25 protein-coding genes are annotated in these 24286 nt (G+C 77.0%); 15 read left to right on the top strand and 10 right to left on the bottom strand.

Annotated features, from left to right (window positions below):
* Nucleotides 1-24: 24 nt before the first annotated feature.
* Complete coding sequence (locus ACI79Y_RS07485) at nt 25-402, bottom strand: nuclear transport factor 2 family protein (RefSeq protein ID WP_457157871.1); 378 nt, start codon at nt 400-402, stop codon at nt 25-27.
* An 82-nt stretch (nt 403-484) separates the two neighbouring features.
* Nucleotides 485-1021, bottom strand: a complete 537-nt coding sequence (locus tag ACI79Y_RS07480) for a DUF1707 SHOCT-like domain-containing protein (protein WP_457157870.1) — start codon at nt 1019-1021, stop codon at nt 485-487.
* Between the two features lie 152 nt (nt 1022-1173).
* On the opposite strand from ACI79Y_RS07480, the gene ACI79Y_RS07475 reads away from it, so the two are divergent.
* The 3 genes from ACI79Y_RS07475 to ACI79Y_RS07465 are packed head-to-tail and all read left to right on the top strand — an operon-like array spanning nt 1174 to nt 3098.
* Complete coding sequence (locus tag ACI79Y_RS07475; RefSeq protein ID WP_457157869.1) at nt 1174-2130, top strand: aldose epimerase family protein; 957 nt, start codon at nt 1174-1176, stop codon at nt 2128-2130.
* Nucleotides 2091-2849, top strand: coding sequence for an MOSC domain-containing protein (locus ACI79Y_RS07470; RefSeq protein WP_457157868.1), 759 nt, complete (start codon nt 2091-2093; stop codon nt 2847-2849). The genes ACI79Y_RS07475 and ACI79Y_RS07470 overlap by 40 nt, the downstream gene beginning before the upstream one ends.
* A 33-nt stretch (nt 2850-2882) precedes the next feature.
* A complete protein-coding gene (locus ACI79Y_RS07465; RefSeq protein WP_457157867.1) occupies nt 2883-3098 on the top strand; it encodes an RNA-binding S4 domain-containing protein in 216 nt (71 codons plus the stop codon).
* A 189-nt stretch (nt 3099-3287) separates the two neighbouring features.
* Here the strand turns inward: ACI79Y_RS07465 and ACI79Y_RS07460 are convergent, their stop codons facing one another.
* On the bottom strand, nt 3288-4262 hold the full coding sequence (locus ACI79Y_RS07460) for an endonuclease/exonuclease/phosphatase family protein (protein ID WP_457157866.1): 975 nt from the start codon (nt 4260-4262) through the stop codon (nt 3288-3290).
* Nucleotides 4263-4391: 129 nt separating this feature from the next.
* On the opposite strand from ACI79Y_RS07460, the gene ACI79Y_RS07455 reads away from it, so the two are divergent.
* The 4 genes from ACI79Y_RS07455 (at nt 4392) to ACI79Y_RS07440 (ending at nt 9337) form a co-directional block, all read left to right on the top strand.
* The gene (locus ACI79Y_RS07455; protein WP_457157865.1) at nt 4392-5972 is read left to right on the top strand and encodes a CYTH and CHAD domain-containing protein; all 1581 of its coding nucleotides are present in this window, start codon (nt 4392-4394) and stop codon (nt 5970-5972) included.
* 88 nt (nt 5973-6060) lie between these two features.
* A complete protein-coding gene (locus tag ACI79Y_RS07450; RefSeq protein ID WP_457157864.1) occupies nt 6061-7293 on the top strand; it encodes a metallophosphoesterase in 1233 nt (410 codons plus the stop codon).
* A 20-nt stretch (nt 7294-7313) separates the two neighbouring features.
* Complete coding sequence (locus tag ACI79Y_RS07445; RefSeq protein WP_457157863.1) at nt 7314-8264, top strand: hypothetical protein; 951 nt, start codon at nt 7314-7316, stop codon at nt 8262-8264.
* A 167-nt stretch (nt 8265-8431) separates the two neighbouring features.
* Entirely contained in the window at nt 8432-9337 is a 906-nt protein-coding gene (locus ACI79Y_RS07440) for a hypothetical protein (protein WP_457157862.1), read from the top strand.
* Nucleotides 9338-9355: 18 nt separating this feature from the next.
* Here the strand turns inward: ACI79Y_RS07440 and ACI79Y_RS07435 are convergent, their stop codons facing one another.
* A complete protein-coding gene (locus ACI79Y_RS07435) occupies nt 9356-10384 on the bottom strand; it encodes an ATP-dependent 6-phosphofructokinase (protein WP_457157861.1) in 1029 nt (342 codons plus the stop codon).
* 86 nt (nt 10385-10470) lie between these two features.
* Here ACI79Y_RS07435 and ACI79Y_RS07430 point away from each other — a divergent pair, with 86 nt between their 5' ends.
* Nucleotides 10471-11211: a GntR family transcriptional regulator gene (locus tag ACI79Y_RS07430; RefSeq protein WP_457157860.1), complete on the top strand. Its 741-nt coding sequence runs from the start codon at nt 10471-10473 to the stop codon at nt 11209-11211.
* 18 nt (nt 11212-11229) lie between these two features.
* Here ACI79Y_RS07430 and ACI79Y_RS07425 read toward each other — a convergent pair whose 3' ends face one another.
* Nucleotides 11230-12435, bottom strand: coding sequence for a GAF domain-containing protein (locus ACI79Y_RS07425; protein ID WP_457157859.1), 1206 nt, complete (start codon nt 12433-12435; stop codon nt 11230-11232).
* A 54-nt stretch (nt 12436-12489) separates the two neighbouring features.
* Here ACI79Y_RS07425 and ACI79Y_RS07420 point away from each other — a divergent pair, with 54 nt between their 5' ends.
* Entirely contained in the window at nt 12490-14358 is a 1869-nt protein-coding gene (locus ACI79Y_RS07420; RefSeq protein WP_457157858.1) for an EAL domain-containing protein, read from the top strand.
* Here ACI79Y_RS07420 and ACI79Y_RS07415 read toward each other — a convergent pair.
* Complete coding sequence (locus tag ACI79Y_RS07415) at nt 14319-14969, bottom strand: MBL fold metallo-hydrolase (RefSeq protein WP_457157857.1); 651 nt, start codon at nt 14967-14969, stop codon at nt 14319-14321. The two genes, ACI79Y_RS07420 and ACI79Y_RS07415, sit on opposite strands and share 40 nt — an antisense overlap.
* Before the next feature lie 180 nt (nt 14970-15149).
* On the opposite strand from ACI79Y_RS07415, the gene ACI79Y_RS07410 reads away from it, so the two are divergent.
* Nucleotides 15150-15371: a hypothetical protein gene (locus ACI79Y_RS07410; protein WP_457157856.1), complete on the top strand. Its 222-nt coding sequence runs from the start codon at nt 15150-15152 to the stop codon at nt 15369-15371.
* Nucleotides 15372-15410: 39 nt separating this feature from the next.
* Here the strand turns inward: ACI79Y_RS07410 and ACI79Y_RS07405 are convergent, their stop codons facing one another.
* Nucleotides 15411-16190, bottom strand: coding sequence for an enoyl-CoA hydratase-related protein (locus ACI79Y_RS07405; protein ID WP_457157855.1), 780 nt, complete (start codon nt 16188-16190; stop codon nt 15411-15413).
* Nucleotides 16191-16339: 149 nt separating this feature from the next.
* On the opposite strand from ACI79Y_RS07405, the gene efeB reads away from it, so the two are divergent.
* The 4 genes from efeB (at nt 16340) to ACI79Y_RS07385 (ending at nt 21213) form a co-directional block, all read left to right on the top strand.
* Nucleotides 16340-17611 (top strand): iron uptake transporter deferrochelatase/peroxidase subunit, encoded by a 1272-nt coding sequence (efeB, locus tag ACI79Y_RS07400; RefSeq protein WP_457157854.1) that lies wholly within the window; start codon nt 16340-16342, stop codon nt 17609-17611.
* Nucleotides 17612-17646: 35 nt separating this feature from the next.
* A complete protein-coding gene (locus tag ACI79Y_RS07395; RefSeq protein WP_457157853.1) occupies nt 17647-18138 on the top strand; it encodes an NUDIX hydrolase in 492 nt (163 codons plus the stop codon).
* Between the two features lie 42 nt (nt 18139-18180).
* Complete coding sequence (locus ACI79Y_RS07390) at nt 18181-19308, top strand: glycerate kinase (protein ID WP_457157852.1); 1128 nt, start codon at nt 18181-18183, stop codon at nt 19306-19308.
* A gap of 195 nt (nt 19309-19503) precedes the next feature.
* Nucleotides 19504-21213, top strand: coding sequence for a serine/threonine-protein kinase (locus ACI79Y_RS07385; RefSeq protein ID WP_457157851.1), 1710 nt, complete (start codon nt 19504-19506; stop codon nt 21211-21213).
* Between the two features lie 9 nt (nt 21214-21222).
* Here ACI79Y_RS07385 and ACI79Y_RS07380 read toward each other — a convergent pair whose 3' ends face one another.
* Complete coding sequence (locus tag ACI79Y_RS07380; protein ID WP_457157850.1) at nt 21223-21528, bottom strand: hypothetical protein; 306 nt, start codon at nt 21526-21528, stop codon at nt 21223-21225.
* Nucleotides 21525-22364, bottom strand: coding sequence for a hypothetical protein (locus ACI79Y_RS07375; protein ID WP_457157849.1), 840 nt, complete (start codon nt 22362-22364; stop codon nt 21525-21527). The genes ACI79Y_RS07380 and ACI79Y_RS07375 overlap by 4 nt, the downstream gene beginning before the upstream one ends.
* A 111-nt stretch (nt 22365-22475) precedes the next feature.
* Here ACI79Y_RS07375 and ACI79Y_RS07370 point away from each other — a divergent pair, with 111 nt between their 5' ends.
* The gene (locus ACI79Y_RS07370; RefSeq protein ID WP_457157848.1) at nt 22476-23756 is read left to right on the top strand and encodes a competence/damage-inducible protein A; all 1281 of its coding nucleotides are present in this window, start codon (nt 22476-22478) and stop codon (nt 23754-23756) included.
* A 5-nt stretch (nt 23757-23761) separates the two neighbouring features.
* Here the strand turns inward: ACI79Y_RS07370 and ACI79Y_RS07365 are convergent, their stop codons facing one another.
* Entirely contained in the window at nt 23762-24280 is a 519-nt protein-coding gene (locus ACI79Y_RS07365; protein WP_457157847.1) for an N-acetyltransferase family protein, read from the bottom strand.
* Between the last annotated feature and the right edge of the window lie 6 nt (nt 24281-24286).

Genomic DNA, 24286 nt, shown 5'->3' with positions numbered 1-24286 from the left:
GTCACCGGGGCGCTCGGCGCCGGGTCAGGCGGTGCCGCTGCGGCCGTGGAGGAAGGCCGCCGAGTCGTAGTAGGTGCGGACGCCGGACAGCTGTTCCTCGTCCCCCTCGATCACGGTGACCCCGCGGTAGGTGAACGGCTTCCCGTCGCGCAGCGTGCCGGTGGAGGTCCACTCCAGCGCCGAGCTCGACTCGCCGACGACGGTGTGCGTGAACGTCGTCTCGATCTCCCCGAAGACGTCCCGGTAGTCGGTCCAGAACGTGCGCGCGCCCTCCCGGCCCCGGGTCTCGTGGTGCTCGTCCAGCTTGACCAGCTGGGTGTCGTCACCGGCGAGCTCGACGAGCGGGCCGGGGTCCCGGTCGGCGTCCAGGCGGTGCAGCGCGTCGGCGAAACGGTCGGTCATGGTGTGCACGGGGGCCTCCGGTTCCGGGGTCGGTTCCCGCCCGCTACCCGCGCCGGGGCCCGCTGACCCGGGACACGCCGGGTCAGTCCCGGTGGCCGTGCGGGAGCCGCTGGTGTTCGCCGGATCCGCGATCGTGCCCGGCGGTGAGCGTCTGGAACGTGAGCACCAGCCCCCACGGACCGATGACCCAGACCGGCCAGAAGTGGAGGAGCTCTCCTGAGCCCCACGAGCTCATCGCCCAGACGGTGAGCACGATCAACGCGGTGGCCGCCCAGCTGCCCCACGCGGCCCGCACCGAGGAGCCGCCGGCCCAGGCGTGCGCCCCGCCGAACGGTCCCCCGTTCCCGACCCAGGGGAAGGCGCCGCCGGTGTGCGCCGACGCCGGGCCGCCGGTGCCGGCCGGCCCCGCCGCGGGGGCGACCACCTCGGTGGCTCCGGACTCGTCGGGCAGGTCGGCGGTGAGCGGGGCCAGGTCGCCGTAGGTCTTCGCGGCCCAGGCCCGGGCCAGCCGGTCGTCGTACTCATCGACGGTCAGCCGACCGGCGGACAGGTTCCGCCCCAGGGTCTCGGCGACCGCGGCCCGGTCGGCGTCGGCGGCACGGAGGTGGGGCTCGGGCATCGGTCGCTCCTCGGGGGTCGGTGCCGTTCCAGTCTGGTGGCCGGGGGCCTCCGGCGGCCACTGACGTCTGTCACCAGTTCCACGTGGAACAGCCCGCCGGCGGGTCGGTGCGCTGTGGTGAGCTGTGCGCGACCGCCCACGAGGAGGACTGGATGCCCCAGCACACCGACGCTTCCCCCGACACCCTGCCCTGGCCGGCCACCGGACCCCGCGAGGTCGCGCTCACCGCCGGCGCGACCGAGCTCGTCGTCGACCTGCGCGGCGGTGGGCCCCGGCGCCTCGCCGTCGGCGACTGGGAGGTGCTGGACGGCTACCCGGCCGGCACCGTCCCCGCCGGCCGGCGGGGTGGCGTGCTGGTGCCGTGGCCCAACCGGCTGCGGAACGGGCAGTGGTCCTGGCGCGGCCGCGACCTGCAGCTCGACGTCGTCAGCGGCTCCTCGCCCAACGCGGTGCACGGGCTGGTGACCGCCCAGCCGTGGTCGGTGCTCGGGCGGACGGGCGACACGGTGACCGTGGGCACCCTGCTGGAGCCGCGCCCCGGCTACCCGTTCCGGCTCGCGGTCGCAATCGACTACCGGCTGGCCGCGGACCAGCTCACCGTCGTCGTCCGGGTGCGCAACGCCGGGGACGACGACGCACCGCTGGGCGTCGGCATGCACCCCTACCTGCACGTCGGGGCGTCCCAGGAGAGGGCAGACGCCGAGGGCGGCCTGGCCGACGCCGAGCTGGCTGTGCCGGCGCGCACCGCTCTGGAGGTCGACGGCGGGCTGCCCACCGGCGCCCGGCGGCCGTTCGACGGCGACGTCGGCCGGATCGGCGACCGGCAGCTCGACGACCCGGTGACCGACCTGGTTCGGGACGACGACGGCTGGGCCCGGGTGACCCTGCGCGGGCCGGCCGGCGCGCTGGAGCTGGCGGTCGATGCGGCATGGTCCTGGCTGCAGGTCTTCTCCGGCGACACGCTGCCGGCCGGCCAGCGCCGCCGGAGCCTGGCGGTGGAGCCGATGACCTGCCCGCCCAACGCCCTGGCCGACGGCGTCGACCTGGTCGTGCTCCCCCCGGGTGGGGTGTGGTCGGGCACCTGGACGCTGCGCTGGTCACCGGTGTGACCGCCCGGGTGCTCGAGCTGTGGCGCTACCCGGTCAAGTCGCTGATCGGGGAGCGGGTGGCCGCTGCCGAGCTCGGCCCGCAGGGGATCGCCGGCGACCGCGGCTGGGCGCTGTTCGACGTCGCCACCGGTCTGGGGCTCACTGCCCGCCGGGTGCCCGAGCTGCTCTTCGCCGCCGGCCGCACCCGCGCCGACGGCGCCGTGGAGGTGGTGCTGCCCGACGGCACGGTCACCCGGGAGGACGCGGTCCTCTCCCGGTGGGTGGGCCGCCCGGTCACGCTGCGCCCGGCCGCCGAGGTGACCGGCGCCCGGACCTACGAGGACCCGTTCGAGGTGACCGAGGGCGGCGAGGCCGGCTGGACCCCCTTCGCTGGTGCCGACGGGGCCTTCCACGACAACGCCGACGCCCGGGTCACCCTGGTCTCCACCGGCACCCTGGGCGGCTGGGACCGGCGGCGGTTCCGCGCCAACGTCGTCCTGGACGGTGCCGGCGAGGACGACTGGGTGGGTACGTCGGTGGCGGTCGGCGGCGTGGTGCTGACCGTCGCCGCACGGGTCCCGCGCTGCGTGATGGTCACCCGGCCGCAGGCCGGCGGCATCGCCCGGGACACCGCCGTGCTGCGCACGGTGCACCGGGAACGGGCTGGCGCGCTCGCCGTCGGTGCCCGGGTGACCCGACCCGGCGCGGTCGTGGTGGGCGACGAGGTCCGCCCGGCCTGACCGGCCGACACCGCACGGGGGAGGATCGGCGGTGTGCGCACCATCGAGCTCCGCTCCGGCGAGGAGACCATCCGGCTGGGCCAGCTGCTGAAGCTGGTCGACGCCGTCCCCTCCGGCGCCCAGGTCAAGGACGTGCTGATCAGCGGGGACGTCCGGGTCAACGGGGAGCCCGAGGACCGGCGGGGCCGGCAGTTGCACGCCGGTGACGTCGTCTCGGTGGCCGGCCAGGAGGACGTCCGCATCGGCTGACGCCGTTGCGGTCGCGGCCCGTGCGTGCGCGGCCCCCTCCGGAGGGTCGTCCCGCGCGCGGAGCGCGGTGAGTTAACCCAGATGTCACACAGCTCAGGTGCAGGCGCGCGTTTCGCGGGCATGGGGTCCAGTACCCGGGCGGCGGTGGTGCGGACCCGCCGCCCGGGGATCGACCCCTGACCGTGCCGGTCAGTCGGCCGCGGGGAGCCGCAGGTCAGCGACGAGTGCCCGGTGGTCGGTCCCGGGGACGTGCACCACCTGCAGCGCGTCCACCGCGATCCGCGGGTCGACGAGGACGTGGTCGAGGGTGAGCCGCGGCTGCGGTACCCGCATCGGCCACCAGGTGGCCCGCCGGGCCTGGCCGGTCGCCGCCGCGGCGTCCACCCAGCCGCGGCGCAGCAACCGCCGGAAGGCGGCGTGGTCGGGCGTCGCGTTGAAGTCACCCGCCAGCACCCGGAGCACCCCCGATTCCGGGTCCGGCAGCAGCTGCAGGTCCTCGACCCAGCGGGCGACCTGCGTGGGTGAGCTGGTCGGCGGGTGCGTGTGCACCGCCGTCACCTCGACGTCGGGGGCGCCCGGCACGGTCAGCAGAGCGGCGGGCTGACCGAACCGGCCCGGCACCACCGTGCGCTGCCGCACCGCCAGGCGGGTCCACAGCGCACCGCCGGCACCGGCGGGCTGGCCTTCCCCGGCAGGCACCACGTGACCCGTGGGCAGCAGGTCGGCCACCCCGGCCGCGAGCAGGCCGGACGCCGCCTCGGGCGTGACCTCCATCAGAGCCAGCACGTCGGCGTCCTGATCGGCCGCGAGGGCCACCAGGGCGGCCGGGTCGGCCCGGCCGTGCAGCATGTTCGCCGAGACCACCCGCAGCCGCGGCCCCTGCGGTCGCGCGGTGGGGGCGGTGGGCGTCGTCCGCCGGAGCACCGCGCCCGTCAGCGCCGCGGCCGAGACGGCCGTCACCACGGCCGCACCGCGGGAGCGGGCCGTCAGCGCCGCGGTCAGCGGCAGCACACTGGTGGCGGCGGCGTAGGGCGTGAAGGCCAGCGCGGGCACGAGGGGGAAGCCCCGCTCGGTGCCGGTCAGCCGGAGCACCGCCGCTGCGGCCCAGGGGAGGGCGAACACGGCGGGGGCCCAGCGGCGGCGGTTCGGGGGTCGGCGGGACACGGCGTCCATGGTGCCCATCGCCGGCTGTGGCGATCATCGCCGGGTGCGCCGTTCACCCGCGTGCGGTAGGACGGGGGGCTGACGGTGCCGTCCGCGACGAGGACGGCTGCCTGGACGGAGAGGCGGAGCGTGGCTGTCGAGCACCTGGAGATCGAGCGCAAGTTCGACGTCGAGGAGACGTTCGTGCTGCCCGACCTGAGCGGCGTCCCCGGGGTCGCCGGGGTCGCCGACCCGGTCGAGCACGACCTCGAGGCCGCCTACCACGACACCGCCGACCTGCGGCTGGCCCGCTCCCGGGTGACGCTGCGCCGTCGCACCGGTGGCACCGACGCCGGCTGGCACGTCAAGCTGCCCGCGGTGGCAGGCGCGCGCCGCGAGCTGCACTCCCCGCTCGGGCGTGCGACGAAGACCCCGCCCAAGGCGGTGCTCGAGCCCGTGCTGGGCGTGGTCCGCCGCGCCCCGGTCGGCCAGGTCGCGGAGTTGCGCACCCGCCGGGTGGTCACCGCGCTGCAGGACGCCGAGGGCCGGGTGCTGGCCGAGGTCGCCGACGACCACGTCACCGGCACGGCGCTGCCGGCCGAGCCCGGCGCCGCCGCCGTCGTCACCACCTGGCGGGAGGTCGAGGTCGAGCTGGTCGAGGGCGACGAGTCGGTGCTCGCCGCGGTCGGCGAGGCGCTGGTCGCCGCCGGGGCCCGCCCCGCGACGTCCCCGGCGAAGCTGTCCCGGGTGCTGGCCGATCGGATCGCCGCCCTCGACGGTGCGGTCCCGGACGCCCGGCCCGTGCCGAAGGGGAAGAAGAAGGGCAAGCAGGCCCGCCGGGCCGCTGCCGCCGCGCCGGTCGGCGAGGTGGTGCTGACCGCGCTGCGCGACCAGGTCCAGGCGCTGCAGGACGCCGACCTGATGCTGCGGACCGCGCAGCCCGACGCCGTCCACCAGGTCCGGGTGGCCTGCCGCCGGCTCCGGAGCACGCTGGCCACGGTGCGCCCGGTGCTCGACCGCGAGCGCACCGACCCGGTCCGGGCAGCGCTGGCCGAGGTGGGCAGCGCACTGTCACCCAGCCGGGACGCCGAGGTCGCCCTCGCCCACCTGCGGGAGCTGGTCGCCGCCCAGCCGGAGGAGCTGGTGCTCGGCCCCGTCGCCGCCCGCCTGCAGCAGGCCGAGAGCAAGGACGTCGCCGACGGCGACGCGCAGGCCCGCAAGGCGCTGTCCGGTACCGGCTACCTGCAGCTGCGCGACGACCTCGACGCGCTGCTCACCGACCCGCCGTTCACCGCGGTGGCGACCGAGCCTGCCGGGGAGGTGTTGCGCGGGGTGCTGGCCAAGGCCGCCAAGCGGCTGCGGCGCACGGTGGAGGCCGCCCAGGACGCCGAGCCCGGGCACGCCCACGACGAGGCCCTGCACGAGGTGCGCAAGGCGGGCAAGCGGCTGCGCTACACCGCCGAGGCGACCCTGCCCGTGCTGGGTGACCCGGTGAAGGAGCTGGTGACCGCGCTCAAGGCCGTGCAGGAGGTGCTCGGCGACCGGCAGGACACGGTGGTGACCCGGGAGCTGTGCACGCAGCTGGGACGGCAGGCCTTCGCGGCCGGTGAGAACGCCTGGACGTACGGCCGGCTGCACGCCCTGGAGCAGGCCCGGGCCGAGCGCGCCGAGCAGGAGTTCTGGCTGCGCTGGCCGGCGCTGCGCCCGGTGCTCAAGAGCGCCACCCGGTGATCACCCCGGTCGCGGCGGGGTTCCAGCGAGGAGCCCTGCCCTGTCCCTGATCGCGGTCCTCGGCTTCGGCTCCGTCGTCCTGCTGGCCATGGTGCTGCTGCACGGCTACCTGTGGCTCCGGCTGGTGCGGGGCACCACCCGCCCGGGCCGGCTGCGGCGGTGGCTGACCCTGCTCACCGTCGTGCTGGCGGTGCTGCCGGTCGCCGCGGTGCTGCTGCGCCGCTCGCTGCCGCAGGCGGCGGCCACCCCGCTGGACTGGGTCGGGTACACCTGGCTGGGGGTGGCCTTCTACGCGTTCCTGGCGGTGCTGGCGACCGAGCCGGTCCGGCTGGTCGCGAGGCTGCTCAGCCGCCGGCGCGACCGGACGCAGGAGGAGGTCGCCGACCAGCCGGCGACCGCCGGCGCACCGGTGACCGACGGGACGCCGGTGGCGGCTGGCGAACCCGGGCCGGCCGGTGCGCCGGGCCCGGTGAGCCGGCGGTTGTTCCTGGCCCGCACGCTGGCGGTCGGGGCCGGTGCGGTCGCGCTGGGCACCGCGGGCACCGGGGTGGTCCTGGCGAACTCCGCGCCCGTCGTCCGGCGGGTGCCGATCACGATCCCGCGGTTGGACCCGGCGCTGGCCGGGCTGCGGATCGTCACGTTCTCCGACGGGCACCTGTCCTCGACCTACGGCGGACGCCGGTTCGAGCGGGTGGTCGAGACGGTCAACGCCCAGCGGCCCGACGTCGTCGCGATCGTCGGCGACCTGGTCGACGGCGAGGTCGACGAGCTGCGCGAGGACGTCGCCCCGCTGGCCGATCTGGTCAGCGAGCAGGGCGTCTTCTTCGTCACCGGCAACCACGAGTACTTCGTCGACACCGCCGCCTGGCTGCGGCACCTGTCCTCCCTGGGCGTGGAGGTGCTGCGCAACGAGCGGGTCGAGCTGCGCCGCGGCGGTGCGGCGGTCGACCTGGCCGGGATCGACGACCGGACCGCGGCCGGCTCCGGCCTCCCCGGCCACGGCGCGGACCTGGACGCGGCGCTGGACGGCCGGGACGACGCCCGCCCGGTCGTGCTGATGGCCCATCAGCCGGTGCAGGTCGAGCAGGCCCGGGCGGCCGGGGTCGACCTCCAGCTGTCCGGGCACACCCACGGCGGCCAGTTGTGGCCCTTCGACTACGCCGTCCTGCTGGACCAGCCGGCGGTGGAGGGCTGGTCGACCCACGGCGACACGCAGCTCTACGTCACCGCCGGTGCCGGGTACTGGGGGCCGCCGATGCGGGTCGGCGCACGGCCGGAGGTCACGGTGATCGAGCTGCAGCCCGGCGGGGTGGGCGGGTGACGGAACGGCACACTGCCCGGGTGAGCGGACTCGCGGAGATCGACGACCGCCTGACGGCGGCAGCCGACCGCTGTCGCCGGCTGGTGCACGCCCGGGCCCAGGCCGAGCAGCTGGAGACCGAGGCGGCCGAGCTCGACGTCCGGCTGGCGGAGCTGGCCGAGCAGGCGGGCGCCGAGGCGGACGACGTCCGGGCCCTGGAGGGCGTCTCGCTGTCCCGGGTGCTGGCCGCGCTGCGGGGCAGCCGGGCGCAGGACCTGGACCGGGAGCGGGCCGAGGCGGACGCCGCCCGGCTGCGGCTGCAGGAGGCCGTGGCGCTGCGCGACCGGCTGGACCGGCAGCTGGCCCGGGCCCGGGCGGAGGAGGCGGCGCTCGCCGGCGCCGGTGCGGAGCTGGCCGCCGCGACCGAGGCCAAGGACGCCTGGTTGCAGGCCTCGGGCACGGCGGTGGGGCGCCGGCTGCTGGAGCTCGCCGCCGAGCGCGGGCAACTGGGGGCGGAGTCGGTCGAGGTCGGCGAGGCCCTCGCCGCCGCGGCCGCCGCCCGGGACGCGCTCGCCCGGGTCCAGGACCGGCTGGGCTCCGCACGCTCCTGGTCGGGCTGGGACACCTTTCTCGGCGGCGGGGCACTGGCCAGCTCCGTGAAGCACGACCGGCTGGACCAGGCCGCGGCGGCGGCGGCCGACGCCGACCAGCAGCTGCGGCTGCTGGCCCGGGAGCTGGTCGACGTGCCGGGCGCGGCGGTCGAGCTCCCCGCCCTGGAGCTCGGCCAGCTCACCCGCTTCGTGGACATCTGGTTCGACAACGTGTTCACCGACTGGCAGGTCGGCAACCGGATCGACGAGTCGCTGGCCCGGGTCGGTGAGCTGCGGCAGGTGGTCGACGGCGTCGGCGCGGAGCTCGACCGGCGCGCCACCGAGCTCGCCGCCCGGCTGGGCCGGCTGGCCGACGAGCGGGCCGCGCTGCTGCACGGCTGACGTGCCGGGGGAGTCGGGCACCGCAGGGTCAGGGCGGTGCCCGACCCGCTCCGGTGCGTCGCGAAAGGCCGGTGCACTGCGGTCGCGCGGCCCCCCGCGCCGCGCGACCCCAGCTCCGGGTTGATACCTGGACGGTGTGGCCGGGACGTGGCCGTGCTGGGGGTGCGATGGAGCAGACGCTCGGGGTGCGCTGGGCCGCGGAGCGGCTGGCGCAGCTGCTGGACGAGCCGCGGTACCGCAGGCACTGGCAGCGGTACAGCAACGTGCGGCGCGGTGAGCTGCCGCGCGCCGCGGTGGCGGCGGTGCTGGCCGAGCACCTGGTCGACACCGGTGAGGCCCCGGCGGATCTCCGGCCGCGGAGCCTGGAGAACCGGGTGGGGCGCGCGCTGAACGGCGACCGGCTCTCCGACCGCACCCTCGAGCTGTTCGTGGCCGCCTTCGGGATGGCCGACGAGCACGCGGAGGAGCTGCGGGCCCTGCGCCGCGGCCGCCCGGCCGGCGATCGGCTGGTGGTGGCCGGCGCGCCGGTGCGCTCCCGCCCCGTGCCGCGGCGCACCGTCCGCACGCTCCAGGTCGCCGAGCACCACGAGGTCGGCCCCGACCGGGCACCCCGCCGGCACGTCACCCGGCAGCTGGTGGAGGCGGTGGACGAGACCTCCCGGTACCACTACGCGTTCGACACCGTGCACGCCGCGGTCGCGGTGCGCGGCGGAGGGGTGCCCGTGGACGCCTGGCGGGTCGCCGGGACCCCGCTGTGCGTGGTGGAGATCCTGCTGGCCGAGCCGCTGCTGCCCGGGCAGGCCACCCACCTGGAGTACGAGACCCTCTTCGCCTACCCGGAGCCGCCGGCGCCGGAGTTCCGGCGCGGGGTGACCGCCGGGGTGCGGCACCTGGCGGTCACCGTGCGGTTCGACGCCGCAGCCCAGCCCCGTGAGGTGTGGTGCTGCCGCTGGCCCGACGTCGCCGCGGCCGAACCGGTCGACGCGGTGCCCGTGCCGCTCGTCGGCGGCCAGACCTCGTTCGAGGTCGTGCCCGACGGCGAGTGCGTGATCGGCTACACCTGGCGGTGGTGAAGGACCCCGTCCCCTTCGTCAGCCGGTGAAGGCGCGCAGCTCGGCCAGCCGGGAGGCCGGGACGGTCTTCAGTCGCGCGACGGCGTCGGCGAGCGGGACCAGCCCGATCTCGGTGCCCTGCAGGGCCACCATCTGCCCGGTGTGCCCCTCGTGGGCGGCGATGGTGGCGTGGAGCCCGAACCGGGTGGCCAGCACCCGGTCGAAGGACGTCGGGGTGCCGCCGCGCTGCACGTGACCCAGGACGGTGGTGCGCACCTCCTTGCCGGTGCGCCGCTCCAGCTCCTCGCCCAGCTGCTGGGCTACGCCGGTGAACCGCTTGTGCCCGAACTCGTCGAGGCCGCCCTCGCGCATCGGCATGGTGCCGGGCACGGGCGTCGCGCCCTCGCTGATCACGCCGATCACGTGCCGGTGGCCGCGCTCGAACCGCGCGGTCACCATCCGGCAGACCTCCTCGACGTCGAAGGGCTGCTCGGGGGTGATCACCAGGTGGGCACCGGCGGCCAGGCCGGAGTTGAGTGCGATCCAGCCGGCGTGCCGGCCCATCACCTCCACCAGCAGCACCCGCTGGTGCGACTCCGCGGTGGTGTGCAGCCGGTCGATCATCTCGGTGGCGATGCTCACCGCGGTGTCGAAGCCGAAGGTCAGGTCGGTGCCGTCGATGTCGTTGTCGATCGTCTTCGGGACGCCGACCACCGGCACGCCCTCGGAGGACAGCCAGGCCGCGGCCGTGAGGGTGCCCTCGCCACCGATGGGGACCAGCACGTCGACCCCGTGGTCCTTGAGCACCTCGCGCATGCGGCCCAGGCCGTCGCGCAGCTTCTGCGGCGCCACCCGGGCCGAGCCGAGCACCGTGCCGCCGCGGGTCAGCATGTTGTTGACCATGGGCAGGTCCATCGGCAGGGCGTCGTCCTCGAGCAGCCCGCGCCACCCGTTCCGGAAGCCGACGACGTCGCTCCCGTACTCCTTCGCCGAGGTGCGGACCACGGCCCGCAGGACGGCGTTGAGGCCGGGGCAGTCGCCCCCGCCGGTCAGCACTCCGATGCGCACGGGCTCTCCTCCGGACGAGGGGTGGTGGGCTCCTGGAACGGTACGTCATGACGTATAGACGTCTCTCGGTGCAGTACCTTCTGGGCGTGGCGAGCACCGAAGCGGGGCCCAAGTACCTCGCCGTCCGCGAAGCGCTGCGGCGCCGGGCGCTCGCTCTCCCCGAGCACACCATGCTCCCGCCCGAACCGGTGCTGTGCGCCGAGTACGGGGTCAGCCGGATCACGCTGCGCCGGGCCGTCGACGGCCTGGTCGCCGACGGCCACCTGGTCCGTGAGCAGGGCCGCGGCACCTACGTCAGCCGCCCGGGCATCCGGCACGAGTACCGGGAGAGCTTCGTCCACCGGATCGCCGGCTTCCAGCAGGTGATGACCGAGCAGGGCGCCCAGGTGGGCACCGCCGTGCTCGGCCAGCAGATCGTGCCCGCCGCCCCGGCGATCGCCACCGAGCTCGACCTGCCGGTCGCCGCGGACGTCGTCGAGCTGGTCCGGCTGCGCAGCGTCGACGGGCTGCCCAACCACGTGGTGCGCAGCTTCCTGCCCGCCGCCCGGTACCCGAAGGCGGCCACCGAGGACTTCGGCCACGGCTCGCTGTACGAGTTCCTGCGTCGCGAGTACGCCGCGGACCTGGCGCACGCGCGGATCGTGGTCGACGTCGGCACCGCGGCCGCGGACGAGGCCGACCGGCTGCAGATCGTGGCCGGCTCCCCCCTGCTGGTCGTGCGCACCACCGTGCACGACAGCTCCGGCCACCCGCTGGTGCACTCCTTCTCCCGGCTGCGCCCCGACGTCAGCCAGGTGGAGTTCGAGGTCTCCGTCGGCGGGCGCTGACCGTTCCCGGCCGGCGCGTCAGCCGATGGCGCCGGCGCGGTCCGGCCCGGGCCGGGTGGACTCCAGCCGCAGCCGCTGCTCGCGCAGCAGCACCCGGTCCAGTGCGTGCCCCAGGTGGCGGGCCAGGTCCGTCAGGGCGGTGCGCAGCGGGGCGTCCAGCGCGCGCCGGTGCCCCCAGGTGACCAGCAGCCCGCCGGCCGCCTCGTGCTGGGTGAGCAGCACCGGTACCGCCAGCGCGCTCTCCGGCCGGCCGGCCGGCCCGTCCAGCGCGACCGGGTCGGCGTCCTCGGCCGGCGGCACCGGCACCACCCGGCGCTCGCGGACCGCCTCGGCCAGCGGGTGCGGCGTCCACAGGCCGACCACCGCCGTCGGCCGGGCGTAGGGCACCGACCCCGAGGGGGTGGCCCACAGTCGCAGCTCGTCGCCGCCGGACTCGGCCACCCCGACCAGCGCGGCGGAGGCGCCCAGGGGGGAGCGGACCAGCCGGTCGAGTGCGCGCAGCACGTCGGGCATGGTGTCGACCGCCAGCAGCCCGGCGCTGAACCGGGCCACCAGACGGGTCCGGTCGGCCTCCACCTCGGCCTCGACGTAGGCGGCCTGGGCGGCCTCCGCGGCCTGCCGGGCGGCGCTCGCCTCCCGGGCGGCCGCGGCCCGGACCTCCTGGTCGTCGAGCTCCAGGGCGCGGAACTGCAGCCGCCGCGAGCACTCGGCGGCCAGCTGGGACAGCACGGCGAGGTCGTCGTCGGACCAGTGGCGCGGGACGTCGTCGATGACCGCGAGCACCCCGATGGGGCGGCCCTGGCCGTTCCACAGCGGCAGGCCGGCGTAGGCGACGACGGCGCCTCCCTGCACCACTGCGGAGTCGCGCAGCACCGGGTCGGCGGTGGCGTCGGAGGTGATCAACGGGCGCCCGCTGCGGACCACGAGCTGGCTGATCGAGAGGGTCAGCGGGGAGGAGCGGCGCGTCGTCCACGGCTCGTGCGTGCCGAAGATGCCGGGGAAGACCTGGCCGCCCTTGGACACCAGCACCATCAGCGCCCGCGGGACCGACAGGCGGCGGGCCACCTCGGCGGCGAGCCGGTCGAAATCGGCATCGGGCTGCGCCGGCAGCGGAGCCCAGGTGGGCAGCTCGTAGACCTCGTCGGAGGGGGTGGCGTGCTCCGTGGGGACCGCCTCCGTCTCCGTGCCGTCGGGCCGGCCGGTGCGCACCGGCCGAGGGCTCACCCCTTCGTGGCAGGCCCGATGCTGTCAGACTCGCGAGCGGGATGCCCGCACCCGATGGGGGACGACGTGGACCAGTTGCAGCAGGACCCGGCGTCCCCGGTCGCCGCCGTGCTCCGCGACAGCGCCGTCACCAGCGTCTTCCAGCCCATCGTGGAGCTCGACACCGGGCGCGTGGTCGCCTACGAGGCGCTCGCCCGCGGCCCGGTGGGCCCGTTGCACGCGCCCGACGCGCTCTTCGCCGCGGCCCGCGCGGAGGGCCGGCTGGTCGAGCTGGACCACGCCTGCCGGACGTCCGCGTTGCGCGGCGCGGTGCGCGCCGGGCTCCTGGCCCCGCTCACGGTCTTCGTCAACGTCGAGCCCGACGCGGTGGACGAGGCCCCGCTCACCGCCCTGATCGACCGCGCCGACCAGGTGCCCGGCGAGCTGCGGGTGGTCCTGGAGATCACCGAGCGGGCGCTGGCCGCCCGCCCGGCGGAGCTGCTGCGCACCGTCGCCCGGGTGCGGGAGCTCGGCTGGGCCATCGCGCTGGACGACGTCGGCGCCGACTCGTTGTCGCTGGCCTTCATGCCGCTGCTGCGACCGGACGTGGTCAAGTTGGACCTGCGCCTGGTGCAGGAGCGGCCGGGGCCGGCGATCGCCGAGATCATGAACGCGGTCAACGCCTACGCCGAGTCCACCGGCGCGCTCGTGCTGGCCGAGGGCATCGAGGACGGCCGGCACCTGGCGATGGCCAGCGCCCTGGGGGCCACCCTGGGCCAGGGCTGGCTGTTCGGCCGCCCGGAGGCCGCGCCGGTCGCCGGCGCGACGGTGGCCTCGCTCCGGCTCCCGGACACCGCACCCGCCGACGCCGACGCCGGGGCGCGCTCCCCCTTCGCCTGCCTGCCGCCCGGGTTCCCGCTGCGCGAGTCGCCCAAGGCCCTGCTGATCGAGCTGAGCAAGCAGCTGGAGCGGCAGGCCATGCGGCTGGGGGAGACCTGCGTCGTGGCCGCCTCCTTCCAGGAGTCCCGCCACCTCACCCCGGCCACCCGGCTGCGCTACCGCGACCTGGTCGAGCGGGTCGGTTTCGCCTGCGCCCTGGGCGCCGGCCTGCCGCCGGAGCCGTTGCCCGGGCTGCGCGGCGCCGACCTGGTGCCGGGTGACCCGGTGCTCGGGGAGTGGGATCTGGTGGTGCTCAGCCCGCACTTCAGCGCCGCGCTGCTCGCCCACGACCTCGGCGACGCCGGTCCCGACCTGGAGCGCCGGTTCACCTTCGCGCTGACCTACGACCGGGACACCGTCGTCCGGGCCGCCCGGTCACTGCTGTCCCGGGTGGCCCCCTGCGCCCGCCCCGACCCGGCGCCCCCGGCCGAGCCCGCCGGGACGACGCAGGTCACGGCGCCGACCCCGGCGCCGGCCCCCACGCCGGCTGCCGCCCGCATGCTGGCCGGCAGCCCGCGCGAGGCGCTGCTGCAGCGGGCCCTCGCCGCGGTCGACACCGGGGTGACCGTGGTCGACCTGCGGCTGCCCGACCAGCCGCTGGTCTACGTCAACCCCGCCTTCGCCCGGCTGGCCGGTTTCCCGGCCGAGGAGGTGCTCGGGCGCAACTGCCGCTTCCTGCAGAGCCCGGACACCGACCCGGCCCCGGTGGCGCGGGTGCGGGCCGCGATCGCGGCTGGCCAGGAGTGCCGTGAGGTGCTGCTCAACCGGCGGGCCGACGGCAGCACCTGGTGGAACGAGTGCCACCTGATCCCGGTGACCGACCCGACCGGCGCGGTCGTGCAGTACATCGGCATCCAGGCCGACGTCACCGCCCGGGTGGAGACCGAGCGGGCGCTGGCCACCGAGCGGGACCGGCGCCGGGACCTCGACGCCCGGCTCGCCGAACTGCTGACCACGTCCTCCGGTCAGAGGGTGGTCGACTCCCCGGGGGCCAGCCGCGCGTAGGGGGTCGGCTGGCCCGGGCCCCGCTCGCCGACCAGCCCGGCCACCAGGCCGAGGCCGGCGTCGTTGAGCAGGCCGTCGTGCACCGCCAGCGCCCGCTGCGCCCCGACCGCCCGCAGGTAGTCGATGACCTCGGCGGTCTTCGACCAGGGGGCGTGGGCGGGCAGCAGCAGCGTCGGGACGGCGGTCTCGGGCACGGTGAAGGCGTCGCCGGGGTGGAACACCTGCCCACCGACGAGGAACCCGACGTTGCGCACCCGGGGGATCTCCGGGTGGATCACCGCGTGCCACTCGCCGTGCACCGAGACGTCGAACCCGGCCGCGGTGAACGTGTCGCCGGCACCGACGACGTGCACGCGCGGGCCGGCGCCCGCCAGCTTCTCGGCGACCGAGGAGTTCGTCCAGACCTCCAGCCCCGGGTCGGCGTCCAGCGCGGCGCGGACCCGGTCGGGGAGGAAGTGGTCGGGGTGCTCGTGGGTGAGCAGCAGGGCGGTGGTACCGGAAGCGGTGCCGGCCAGCGGGTCGTCGGCGGTGAAGGCCCCCGGGTCGACGACGAGCCGGCGGTCCCCATCGGACAGGACGACGCAGGCGTGTCCGTGCTTGGTGAGCTGCATCCTCGGGCCTCCGGTGCGGTCGGGTGCGAACGGGTCGACCGCACCGTGCCATGCCGCGGCCACCGCGCGGCCGTCGGGGGTTCCGTCGGGGGGTGTGGCCACCTGCCGCCGGCTCACCCCTTCGGGTGAGGTCGTGGCCGCGGGCTGTCCCAGCACCGGGGGGATGCCGACAGAAGCAGCGTGATCGTGCACACCGAGACCTTCGTCGCCGCCCGGAGCCGGGCGCACGGCCGGACGCCGGCGCTGTGGCACGCCGTCGAGGTCCACCGGGCCGTCACCGACCTGGACGGTGCCTGCGAGCTCACCGTCTGCGGCGCCCTGGCCCGGGTGACCAGCGAGCTGCCGTGGCCCCCTGCCGCGGCCGGGGACGTCTGCCCGGCTTGCTCGGCCCGGCTCGGCTGACGTGGGCACCGGTTCCACGTGGAACCGGTGCCGCCGAGGTCAGCGGCCGGTGAAGGTGATCGGCTGCTTGGCCAGGAAGGCCTCCACCGCCGCGCGGTGGTCCGCGGTCTGACCGAGCTCGGTCTGCAGCCGGGCCTCCAGGGCGAGCGTGGTCTCCAGCGGGTCGGTGGCCGCGGTCGCCAGCACCTCCTTGATCGCCCGGAGCGCGAGCGTCGGGCCCGTGGCGAGCCGGGCGGCGAGCGCCTGCGCCTGCGGCAGCACCTGCGCAGGCTCGGCCACCTCGTGCACGAGCCCCCACATGGCCGCGGTCTCGGCCGGGAACGGCTCGGGCAGCAGCAGCATCTGCGCGGCGCGCGATCCCCCGACGCAGTGCACCAGCCGCGAGGCGAGCGCCGAGTCGCTGCCCAGCCCGATGCCGGCGAACGCGGTGGTGAACTTCGCCCCGGCCGCGGCGATCCGCAGGTCGCCGGCGAGCGCGAGCCCCAGCCCGGCCCCCGCGCAGGCCCCGTTGATCCCGACCACCACGGGCACCCGCAGCGCGGCCAGCGCCAGCACCAGCGGGTTGTACTCGTCGGCGACGACCGACAGGGGTGTGGTCGACGGCTCGCGCAGCTCCGCGGCGTGCTCACCGAGGTCCTGCCCCACGCAGAACGTGCGCCCGGTGCCGGTCAGCAGCACGGCCCGGACGGCGCCGTCGGTGGCCAGGTCACGCACGTGCGCCAGCAGCTCGGTGCGCATCCGGTGGGTCAGCGCGGGGCGCTGCAGCGTGAGCGTCGCAACGCCCTCGGCGTCGGCGCGGGTGACGGTGGGCTCGGACAACGCTGTCGGCTCCTCGGCTGGTTCGTGTGGGACGGCCCACCCTGCCACGGTCCGGTGCAGTGGCCGCCGGAACAGCACCGACGGGACGTCCGTTGGTCCCGGGGGACCGGCCTCGCCACCACCGACCTGCCAGGGGGACCGACACCAGCATGAGCTCTGCCAGCCCCGGTCCAGGGGGTCTCTCCCGGCGGCGGTTCTTCGGCCTCGCCGGCGCCGGCACGGCCGGCGTGGTGGTCGCCGGCGCCACTGGCGGCTATCTCGGCCGCGCGACGGCGGAGCAACCCGCCGTGCCCACCCCGCCGGACGTCTCCGGTGCCGTCGGCTTCACCGGAGCCCACCAGGCCGGCATCACCACCCCCGCGCAGGACCGGCTGCACTTCGTGGCCTTCGACGTCGTCACCGACGACCGGGCTGAGCTGGTGGAGCTGCTCCGGGCGTGGACGGCGGCTGCCCGCCGGATGACCGCCGGCCGGGACGCCGGAGAGGTCGGCGCGGTGGGCGGCGGGCCGGACGACGTGCCGGACGACACCGGCGAGGCGCTCGGGTTGCCCGCGTCCGGCCTCACGCTGACCGTCGGTTTCGGCCCCACCCTGTTCACCACCGCCGACGGCGTCGACCGGTTCGGCCTGGCCGGCCGCCGGCCGGAGCCGCTCGCCGAGCTGCCGGACTTCCCCGGTGACTCGATCGACCCGGCGATCAGCGGCGGCGACCTGTGCGTGCAGGCCTGCGCCAACGACCCGCAGGTCGCGGTGCACGCCGTCCGCAACCTGATCCGGCTGGGCGCCGGTGTCGTCCGGGTCCGCTGGTCCCAGCTGGGCTTCGGCCGGACGTCGTCCACCTCCCAGGCCCAGGCCACGCCGCGCAACCTCTTCGGGTTCAAGGACGGCACCGACAACCTCAAGGCGGAGAACGCCGCCGCCATCGAGCGGTTCGTCTGGGTGGCCGACGGCGACCCGGGCGCCGACTGGCTGGCCGGCGGCTCCTACGTGGTGACCCGGCGGATCCGGATGCTCGTGGAGACCTGGGACGCCGAGACGCTGGCCGAGCAGGAGGCGAGCGTGGGGCGCACCAAGGGTGCAGGGGCGCCGCTGGGCGCGCGGGCGGAGTTCGACCCGGTCGACCTGGCGGCGCTGCCGCCGACCTCGCACGTCTCCCTCGCCCACCCGACCAACGCCGGGACGGCGATCCTGCGCCGCGGCTACAGCTTCGTCGACGGCTCCGACGCCCAGGGGCGGCTGGACGCCGGGCTGTTCTTCATCGCCTACCAGCGCAACCCGGAGACCGGGTTCACCCAGATCCAGCGGAACCTGCGCACCGACGCGCTGAACGAGTACGTCCAGCACACCTCCTCGGCGGTCTTCGCCTGCCCGCCCGGGGTCACCGGCGACGACGACTGGTGGGGCCGGGCGCTGTTCAGCTGACCGCGGGGCCGTGGGCCCACCCCTAGGCTCTCCCCGTGCCGGTGCCCGAGTTCATCCGTGACCTGCGCTCCTCCGTCGGCCACCGGCTGCTCTGGCTGCCCGGCGTGACCGGCGTGGTCACCGACGACGCCGGGCGGGTGCTGCTGACCCAGCGCAGCGACACCGGCCAGTGGGCGCTGCCCAGCGGCATCCCCGAGCCCGGCGAGCAGCTGGCCGTCGCGCTCGCCCGGGAGGTGCTGGAGGAGACCGGCGTCGAGGTGGTCGTCGACCGGCTGGTCAGCCTGTGGACCCAGCCGCCGATGACCTACCCCAACGGCGACGTCTGCCAGTTCGTCGACCACGCCTTCGCCTGCCGGGCGGTCGGGGGCACGGCGCACGTCGCCGACGACGAGTCGCTGGACGTCGTGTGGTGCGACCCCGCCGAACTGCCCGAGTTGGTCGGCGTGCAGGCCCGGCTGGTGGCCCGGGCGCTGTCCGGGGAGACCGCGCCCTGGTTCGCCCGGTCCGAGGACGAGCCCCCCGCCTGACCCGGCTTGCCGCCGGGCGCCGCCACCGGCCAGGGTGTCGGCGTGCGCGTCGTCCTCGCCCCCGACTCGTTCAAGGGCACCCTCGACGCCGCGGCGGCGGCCGAGGCGCTGGCGGCCGGCTGGCGCCGGCGCCGTCCCGTCGACGACCTGCGCACCGTCCCGCTGGCCGACGGCGGCGAGGGCACCCTGGAGGCGCTGGGCCACGACCTGCCCGACGCCGCCTGGCGCACCGCCGCGGTGACCGGGCCGGACGGCCGGCCGGTGGACGCGGCCTGGCTGCTGCGCCCGGACGGGACGGCGGTGGTGGAGATGGCCCGCGCCGCCGGCCTCCCGCTGCTCGCCGAGCCCGACCCGCTGGGCGCCACCACCCGCGGCCTGGGCCAGCTGCTGGCCGCCGTGGTCGCGGACCCCGCGGTGGAGCGCGTGGTGCTGACCCTGGGCGGCTCGGCCACCACCGACGGCGGCACCGGTGCCCTGGCCGCGCTCGGTGCCCGTTTCACCGACGCCGAGGGGGCCGACCTCCCACCCGGTGGCGGCGCGCTGGCCCGGCTCGCCGCGGTCGACCTCTCCGGGCTCGTGCCCCCGCCGCCCGGGGGAGTGCAGTGCCTGGTCGACGTCACCGCCCCGCTGCTCGGCCCGCTGGGGGCGGCCGGCCAGTTCGGCCCGCAGAAGGGCGCGGACCCCGCGCAGGTGGCTGCGCTCGACGCCGGCCTGGCCCGGCTCGCCGAGCTGCTCGGCGGGGACCGTGACGCCCCGGGTGCCGGAGCGGCCGGCGGCACCGCCTACGGCTTCGCCGTCGCGTGGGGTGCGGAGTTCGTCAGCGGCGCGACGGCGGTGGCGGACGCCGCCGGGCTGGACGACGCCCTGGCCGGAGCCGACCTGGTGGTCACCGGGGAGGGCCAGTTCGACGCGCAGTCGCTGCGCGGCAAGGTCGTCGGCAACCTGCTGGACCGGGCCGCGGCCGCCCGCGTCCCGGTGGCGGTGGTCGCCGGCCGCGTGGCGGGCGGGGGCCTGCCGGTGCTGCGCGCCGTGTCGCTCACCGACCTGGCCGGTTCGCCGGCCGCGGCCATGGCCGCCCCGGCCCGCTGGCTGACCGCAGCGGGAGAGGTGCTGGCAGGCGAGATGTCGGCGGGCGAGGGGCCGGCGGCGGGCCGGCCGGCGGTCACCTGACCGACGCGTGACGGGGCCGACAGCAGGGCCGGGAACGGTCCGTCACACCCCCGGTGTTGAGATTCCCGGATCACACCGTCCGATCGCATGTGTACGAACGCCCGACGGGGGCATCCCCCCTCCCGGTGCGTCCAGCCGCCGGCGTCGGCCGGTGGTGGGCGGGGCCGGTCGACACAGCAGCACGAGGGGGCGCACGTGGTGGAGCCCGCGCGGACCACCCTCGGGAACCGCTACGAGCTGCAGGCGCTGCTGGCCACCGGTGGCATGGGCCAGGTGTGGCGTGCCGAGGACACCCTGCTGGGCCGCACCGTCGCGATCAAGGTGCTGCGCAGCGAGTACACCGGTGACCCGCTGTTCCTGGCCCGCTTCCGCGCCGAGGCGCAGCACACCGCCGCGCTGAGCCACCCGAACATCACCGCCGTCTACGACTACGGCGAGGAGCCGGCGGTCGACGGGTCGGGCGAGCACCTGGCCTACCTCGTGATGGAGCTCATCGACGGCGAGTCGCTGGCCACCGTGCTGGCCCGGGACGGCGCGCTGCCCGCCGGCCGGGTGCTCGAGGTGCTCCGGCAGACCGCCTCGGCGCTGGGCGCGGCGCACGCGGCCGGCGTCGTCCACCGGGACGTGAAGCCCGGCAACGTGCTGCTGCGCGCCGACGGCACGGTCGCGATCACCGACTTCGGGATCGCCTCGTCGGCCGGGAGCGTGCCGCTCACCCAGACCGGCCAGGTCATCGGCACCGCCTCCTACCTCTCCCCGGAGCAGGCCTCCGGGGCGCACGCCACCGCCGCCAGCGACGTCTACGCGCTGGGCATGGTCGGCTACGAGCTGCTCACCGGCCGGCGGGCGTTCGACGGCGACAACTCGGTGACGATCGCGCTGCGGCACCTGCGCGACACCCCCGAGCCGTTGCCCGAGGACCTGCCGGACGGGGTCCGCACCCTGATCGAGCGGGCCCTGGTCAAGGACCCGGCGCAGCGCTTCCCCGACGGTGACGCGTTCGCGGCCGCCATCGACGACGTCCTCGCCGGCCGGCTGCTGACCCCCGTCGAGCGCACTGACACCCAGAGCTTCTGGCTGCTCCCCGACGCCGCGGCGCTGGCCGGTGCGGCGAACGCCGACGGCGCGGTGCGCCGCCCGGTCCCCCCGGCCCAGGGGCGGCTCGGCCGGGTCCTGGTGCCGCTGGTCGCGCTGCTGGCCGGTGCCGGGGTGGCTGCGGTCGTCCTGCAGGGGCTCGCCCCCGACGGCGGCGGCGCCACCGTGGCCGCCGCGCAGGACCTCGGCGCGGCCACCGCCACGGCGGACCCCGCCGAGCTGGTGCTGGACGTCGACGACTACGTCGACCGCCCCGTCGCGGCCGTCCAGCGGCAGCTGGAGGCGCTCGGCCTGGTGGTGGAGACCCAGGCGGTGGCGACCGACTCCGTCGAGGCCGGGCTGGTCGTCGACGTCGCACCGCTCGGCCACCGGCTGGTGCGCGGCGCCGAGGTGCTGGTCAGCTACGCCGTGGCGCCGGAGGTCGACAGCGCCCCGGTCCAGCGGCAGCGGACGCCGGTCGACGCGGTCCAGGCGCCGGTCGTCCGGGCGCCGGTGAGCGTCGCACCGCCGGCGTCCACGCCCGAGCCGGCCCCGACCCCGGAGCCGACGGCGACCCCGTCCCCGAGCGGGGACGCGGAGGAGACGGAGCCCGGCGGGGACCCGCAGTCGTCGACGCCGGCCAGCGACCCGTCCGCGACCGGAGTACCGACCTCGTCGGACGGCACCACCGCCCCGACGAGCGGCGCGGACGACGAGTCGACCGCGCCGGGGAACGGCGCCGGCCAGGAGAACCGTCCGGGCAACGGCAACGGCAACGGCAACGGCAACGGCAACGGCAACGGCAACGGGCAGGGCGGCGGCCGCGGCTGAGCCGTCCGCTCAGGCGGGCCGCCTGCGCCGGCCGGCGCGGTGCACGAGCAGGCAGCCGGCCGCAGCAGCCAGGGCGAGCCGCCCGGGCGCGGGGTCGGGACCGCCGAGCAGGACGCCGACGGCGCTGGCGGCGACGGCCGCCAGCAGCAACCGGTCGCGGCCGGTGCGCACCGCGGCCACCGCGAGGACCAGACCCAGCGCGACGGCCACGCGCGCCGGGTGCGCCGCTCCCGGCACCGCGCCCCAGGACAACCCCAGCGCGGCGACGCCGAGCACCGCCGCGGCGCCCAGCCAGCCCCGCGCCGCGCGGGTCACCGCGGGCGGCCGGGCGCCAGCCACACCGCGCCGGCGGCCGCGGCCAGGGCGGCGGTGAGCAGGAAGCCCCGGTCACTGGCCACCAGCGGCAGCGCCACGAGAACCCAGAACACGGCGAGGCCCGCGGCCCCCCCGGCCCCGACCCGCCACGCCGTCCGCGCGCCCAGCCGGTCCCCGGCCAGGCGGCGCAGCCCCGGCACGAGCGCCACCAGGGCGGCGACCGTGGCGAACGCCGACCACGTCGGCGTCACCTCCCAGACCGACTCGATGCCGAAGTCCAGTGCCAGCCCCAGTTCGAGCAGCACGAACCCCAGGACCCCCAGGCCGAGGGCGCCGAGGACGGTCCGGTCCCCACCGGCCCGCTGCACGGCGCCCAGCGCCGCCCGGCCCGCCGCGGCCCCCCGGCGGCCGCGCTCACCGCCGTCGTCGGCGGCCGACGGCCCCGGTGTGGGCCGCGGGGCGGTGGACGGCCCGGGCACCGCCGGCGCGCCGACCATCGTCTGCGGACCGGCGGCGCTGCTGCCCGTGGTGGCCCGGTCGTCGTCCGGCCGCGCGCCCAAGCCGGGGAGGAAGTCCACCGGCCCGGTGGGCTGGCTGGCCGGGACCTGCCCGCGGGCCGCCGGCTCGGCGTCGGGGGAGCTCGTCGGGTCCGCGGCGGCCTGCCCCGCCGCCGGCGTCCAGGCCGGGGCGGGCCCGGTCGCCGGGCCGGGCACGGGCGGGGGCTGCTCGGTCTGCCGCTGACTGGGCGGCAGCAGGATCGACTCGGTGCGGGGATCGTCGTCCGGCAGCCCGTCGGCCGGCTGCGGCTCGGGGATCGGCGGATGGGGCTGGCTCATCGGTCCTCCAGGGAGCAGGCGTCGGGCACGGCAGCCAGGCGGGGCGCCCGTCGAACCGTAGCGGCGCCCACCCGGGCGGCCGGCCAGGTGGGCGGGACCTAAGGTCGGGCCGTGGCTGCACGCGCGGGGATCGTCGTCACGGGCACCGAGGTGCTCACCGGCCGGGTCGCGGACCGGAACGGCCCGTGGCTGGCCGAGGCGCTGCGCGGCCAGGGGGTCGACGTCGGGTCGGTCGTCGTCGTCGGTGACCGGCCCGAGGACCTGCGGTCGGCGCTGGCCTTCCTCGCCGGGGGCAACGACCTGGTGATCACCACCGGCGGGCTCGGCCCCACCGCCGACGACCTGACCGCGGCCGAGGTCGGTGTGTTCCAGGGCCGCCCGTCGGCGCTCGACCGCGCGCTGGAGCAGCGGATCGCCGCCGTCGTCGCCGAGCTGACCGCCCGGCGCGGCTGGGACACCGACCCCGAGTCGGCCGCAGCGGGGATCGCCAAGCAGGCGATGGTGCCCGCCGGCGCCACCGTGCTCGAGCCGGTGGGCACCGCGCCGGGGCTGGTCGTCCCGGTGGCCGACGGCCGCAGCGGGCCGCCGGTGCTGGTGCTGCCCGGCCCGCCGGTGGAGCTGCAGGCCATGTGGCCGGCCGCGCTCGCCGCCGAGCCGGTGCGCCGCGCGCTGGCCGGCGCCACCGAGCTGCGCCAGCGCACGCTGCGGCTGTGGCGGACGCCGGAGTCGGAGCTGGCCGCCACCCTGCGCCGGGTCGAGGACCAGCTGGCCGACCTGGAGGTGACCACCTGCCTGCGCGACGGCGAGCTGGAGATCGTCACCCGGTACGCACCGGACGCCGAGGACGCGTACCAGCGGCTCGTCGCGGCGGTCACCGCGGACTTCGGCGCGACGCTGTTCAGCGACGGCCCCACCGTCGACGAGCTCGTCGCCCGCGCGCTGGACGACCGGGGCTGGACGGTGGCGGTGGGCGAGTCGGAGACCGGTGGGCTGCTCACCGCCCGGCTCACCGCACCCGCCGGTGCCTCGGCCCGGGTGCTGGGCGGGGTCGCCGCCTACGCGAACAGCGCCAAGGAGCAGCTGCTCGACGTGCCGGCGGCCACCCTGGGGGTGGGCGGTGCGGTGAGCCCCGAGGTCGCCCGCGCGCTGGCCGATGGGGCGCGGGCCCGGTTCGGTGCCGACGTCGGCATCGGGGTCACCGGGATCGCCGGCCCGGGGGGCGGCACGCCGGAGAAGCCGGTGGGCACCGTGCACATCGCCGTCGTCGGCCCGACCGGCGCGCTGGACTACTCCGACCGACTGCGCGGCAACCGCGGCGCCGTCCGGGAGCGCACCGGCACGCTCGCCGTCCACCTGCTGCGGCAGCTGCTGCTGGGCGGCCCGCCGGCCTGAGGGGCTCAGCCCACCCAGCCGACCACCCGGCTGCGACGCTCCATGAGCAGCACGTCGTGCCAGCTGGCCACGCCGTCGGTGATCCGCCGGCCGACCTTCTCCCGGGTGCCCACCGCCCGGAAGCCGTGCTTCTCGTGCAGCGCGATGCTGGCGGTGTTGGCCGGCAGGATGCCGGCGCGGATCGTCCAGATGCCGGCCGCCTCGGTGGAGGTGATCAGCGCCTGCAGCAGCGCCCCGCCGACCCCGCGGCCCTGCGCGGCGGGGGAGACGTACACCGAGTGCTCGACCACGCCGGCGTAGGCGTCCCGGGTCGACTCCCGGGTGCACGCCGTCCAGCCGAGCAGGACGTCGCCGTCGACGGCGACGTGCCGGTGGCGGGGCAGCCGGGAGGCGTCGAACTCCGCCCAGGACGGCGTGGCGATCTCGAAGGTCGCCAGCTCGGTGGCGATGCCGGCCGCCCAGACGGCCTCGACGGCGGGCCAGTCGTCGGCGGTCATCGGGCGCAGGGCGGGCACGTCGGGCACGGCGTC

It is taken from the genome of Modestobacter sp. SYSU DS0875 (assembly GCF_054050915.1).
This window is presented reverse-complemented; position numbering and strand designations above follow the sequence as displayed.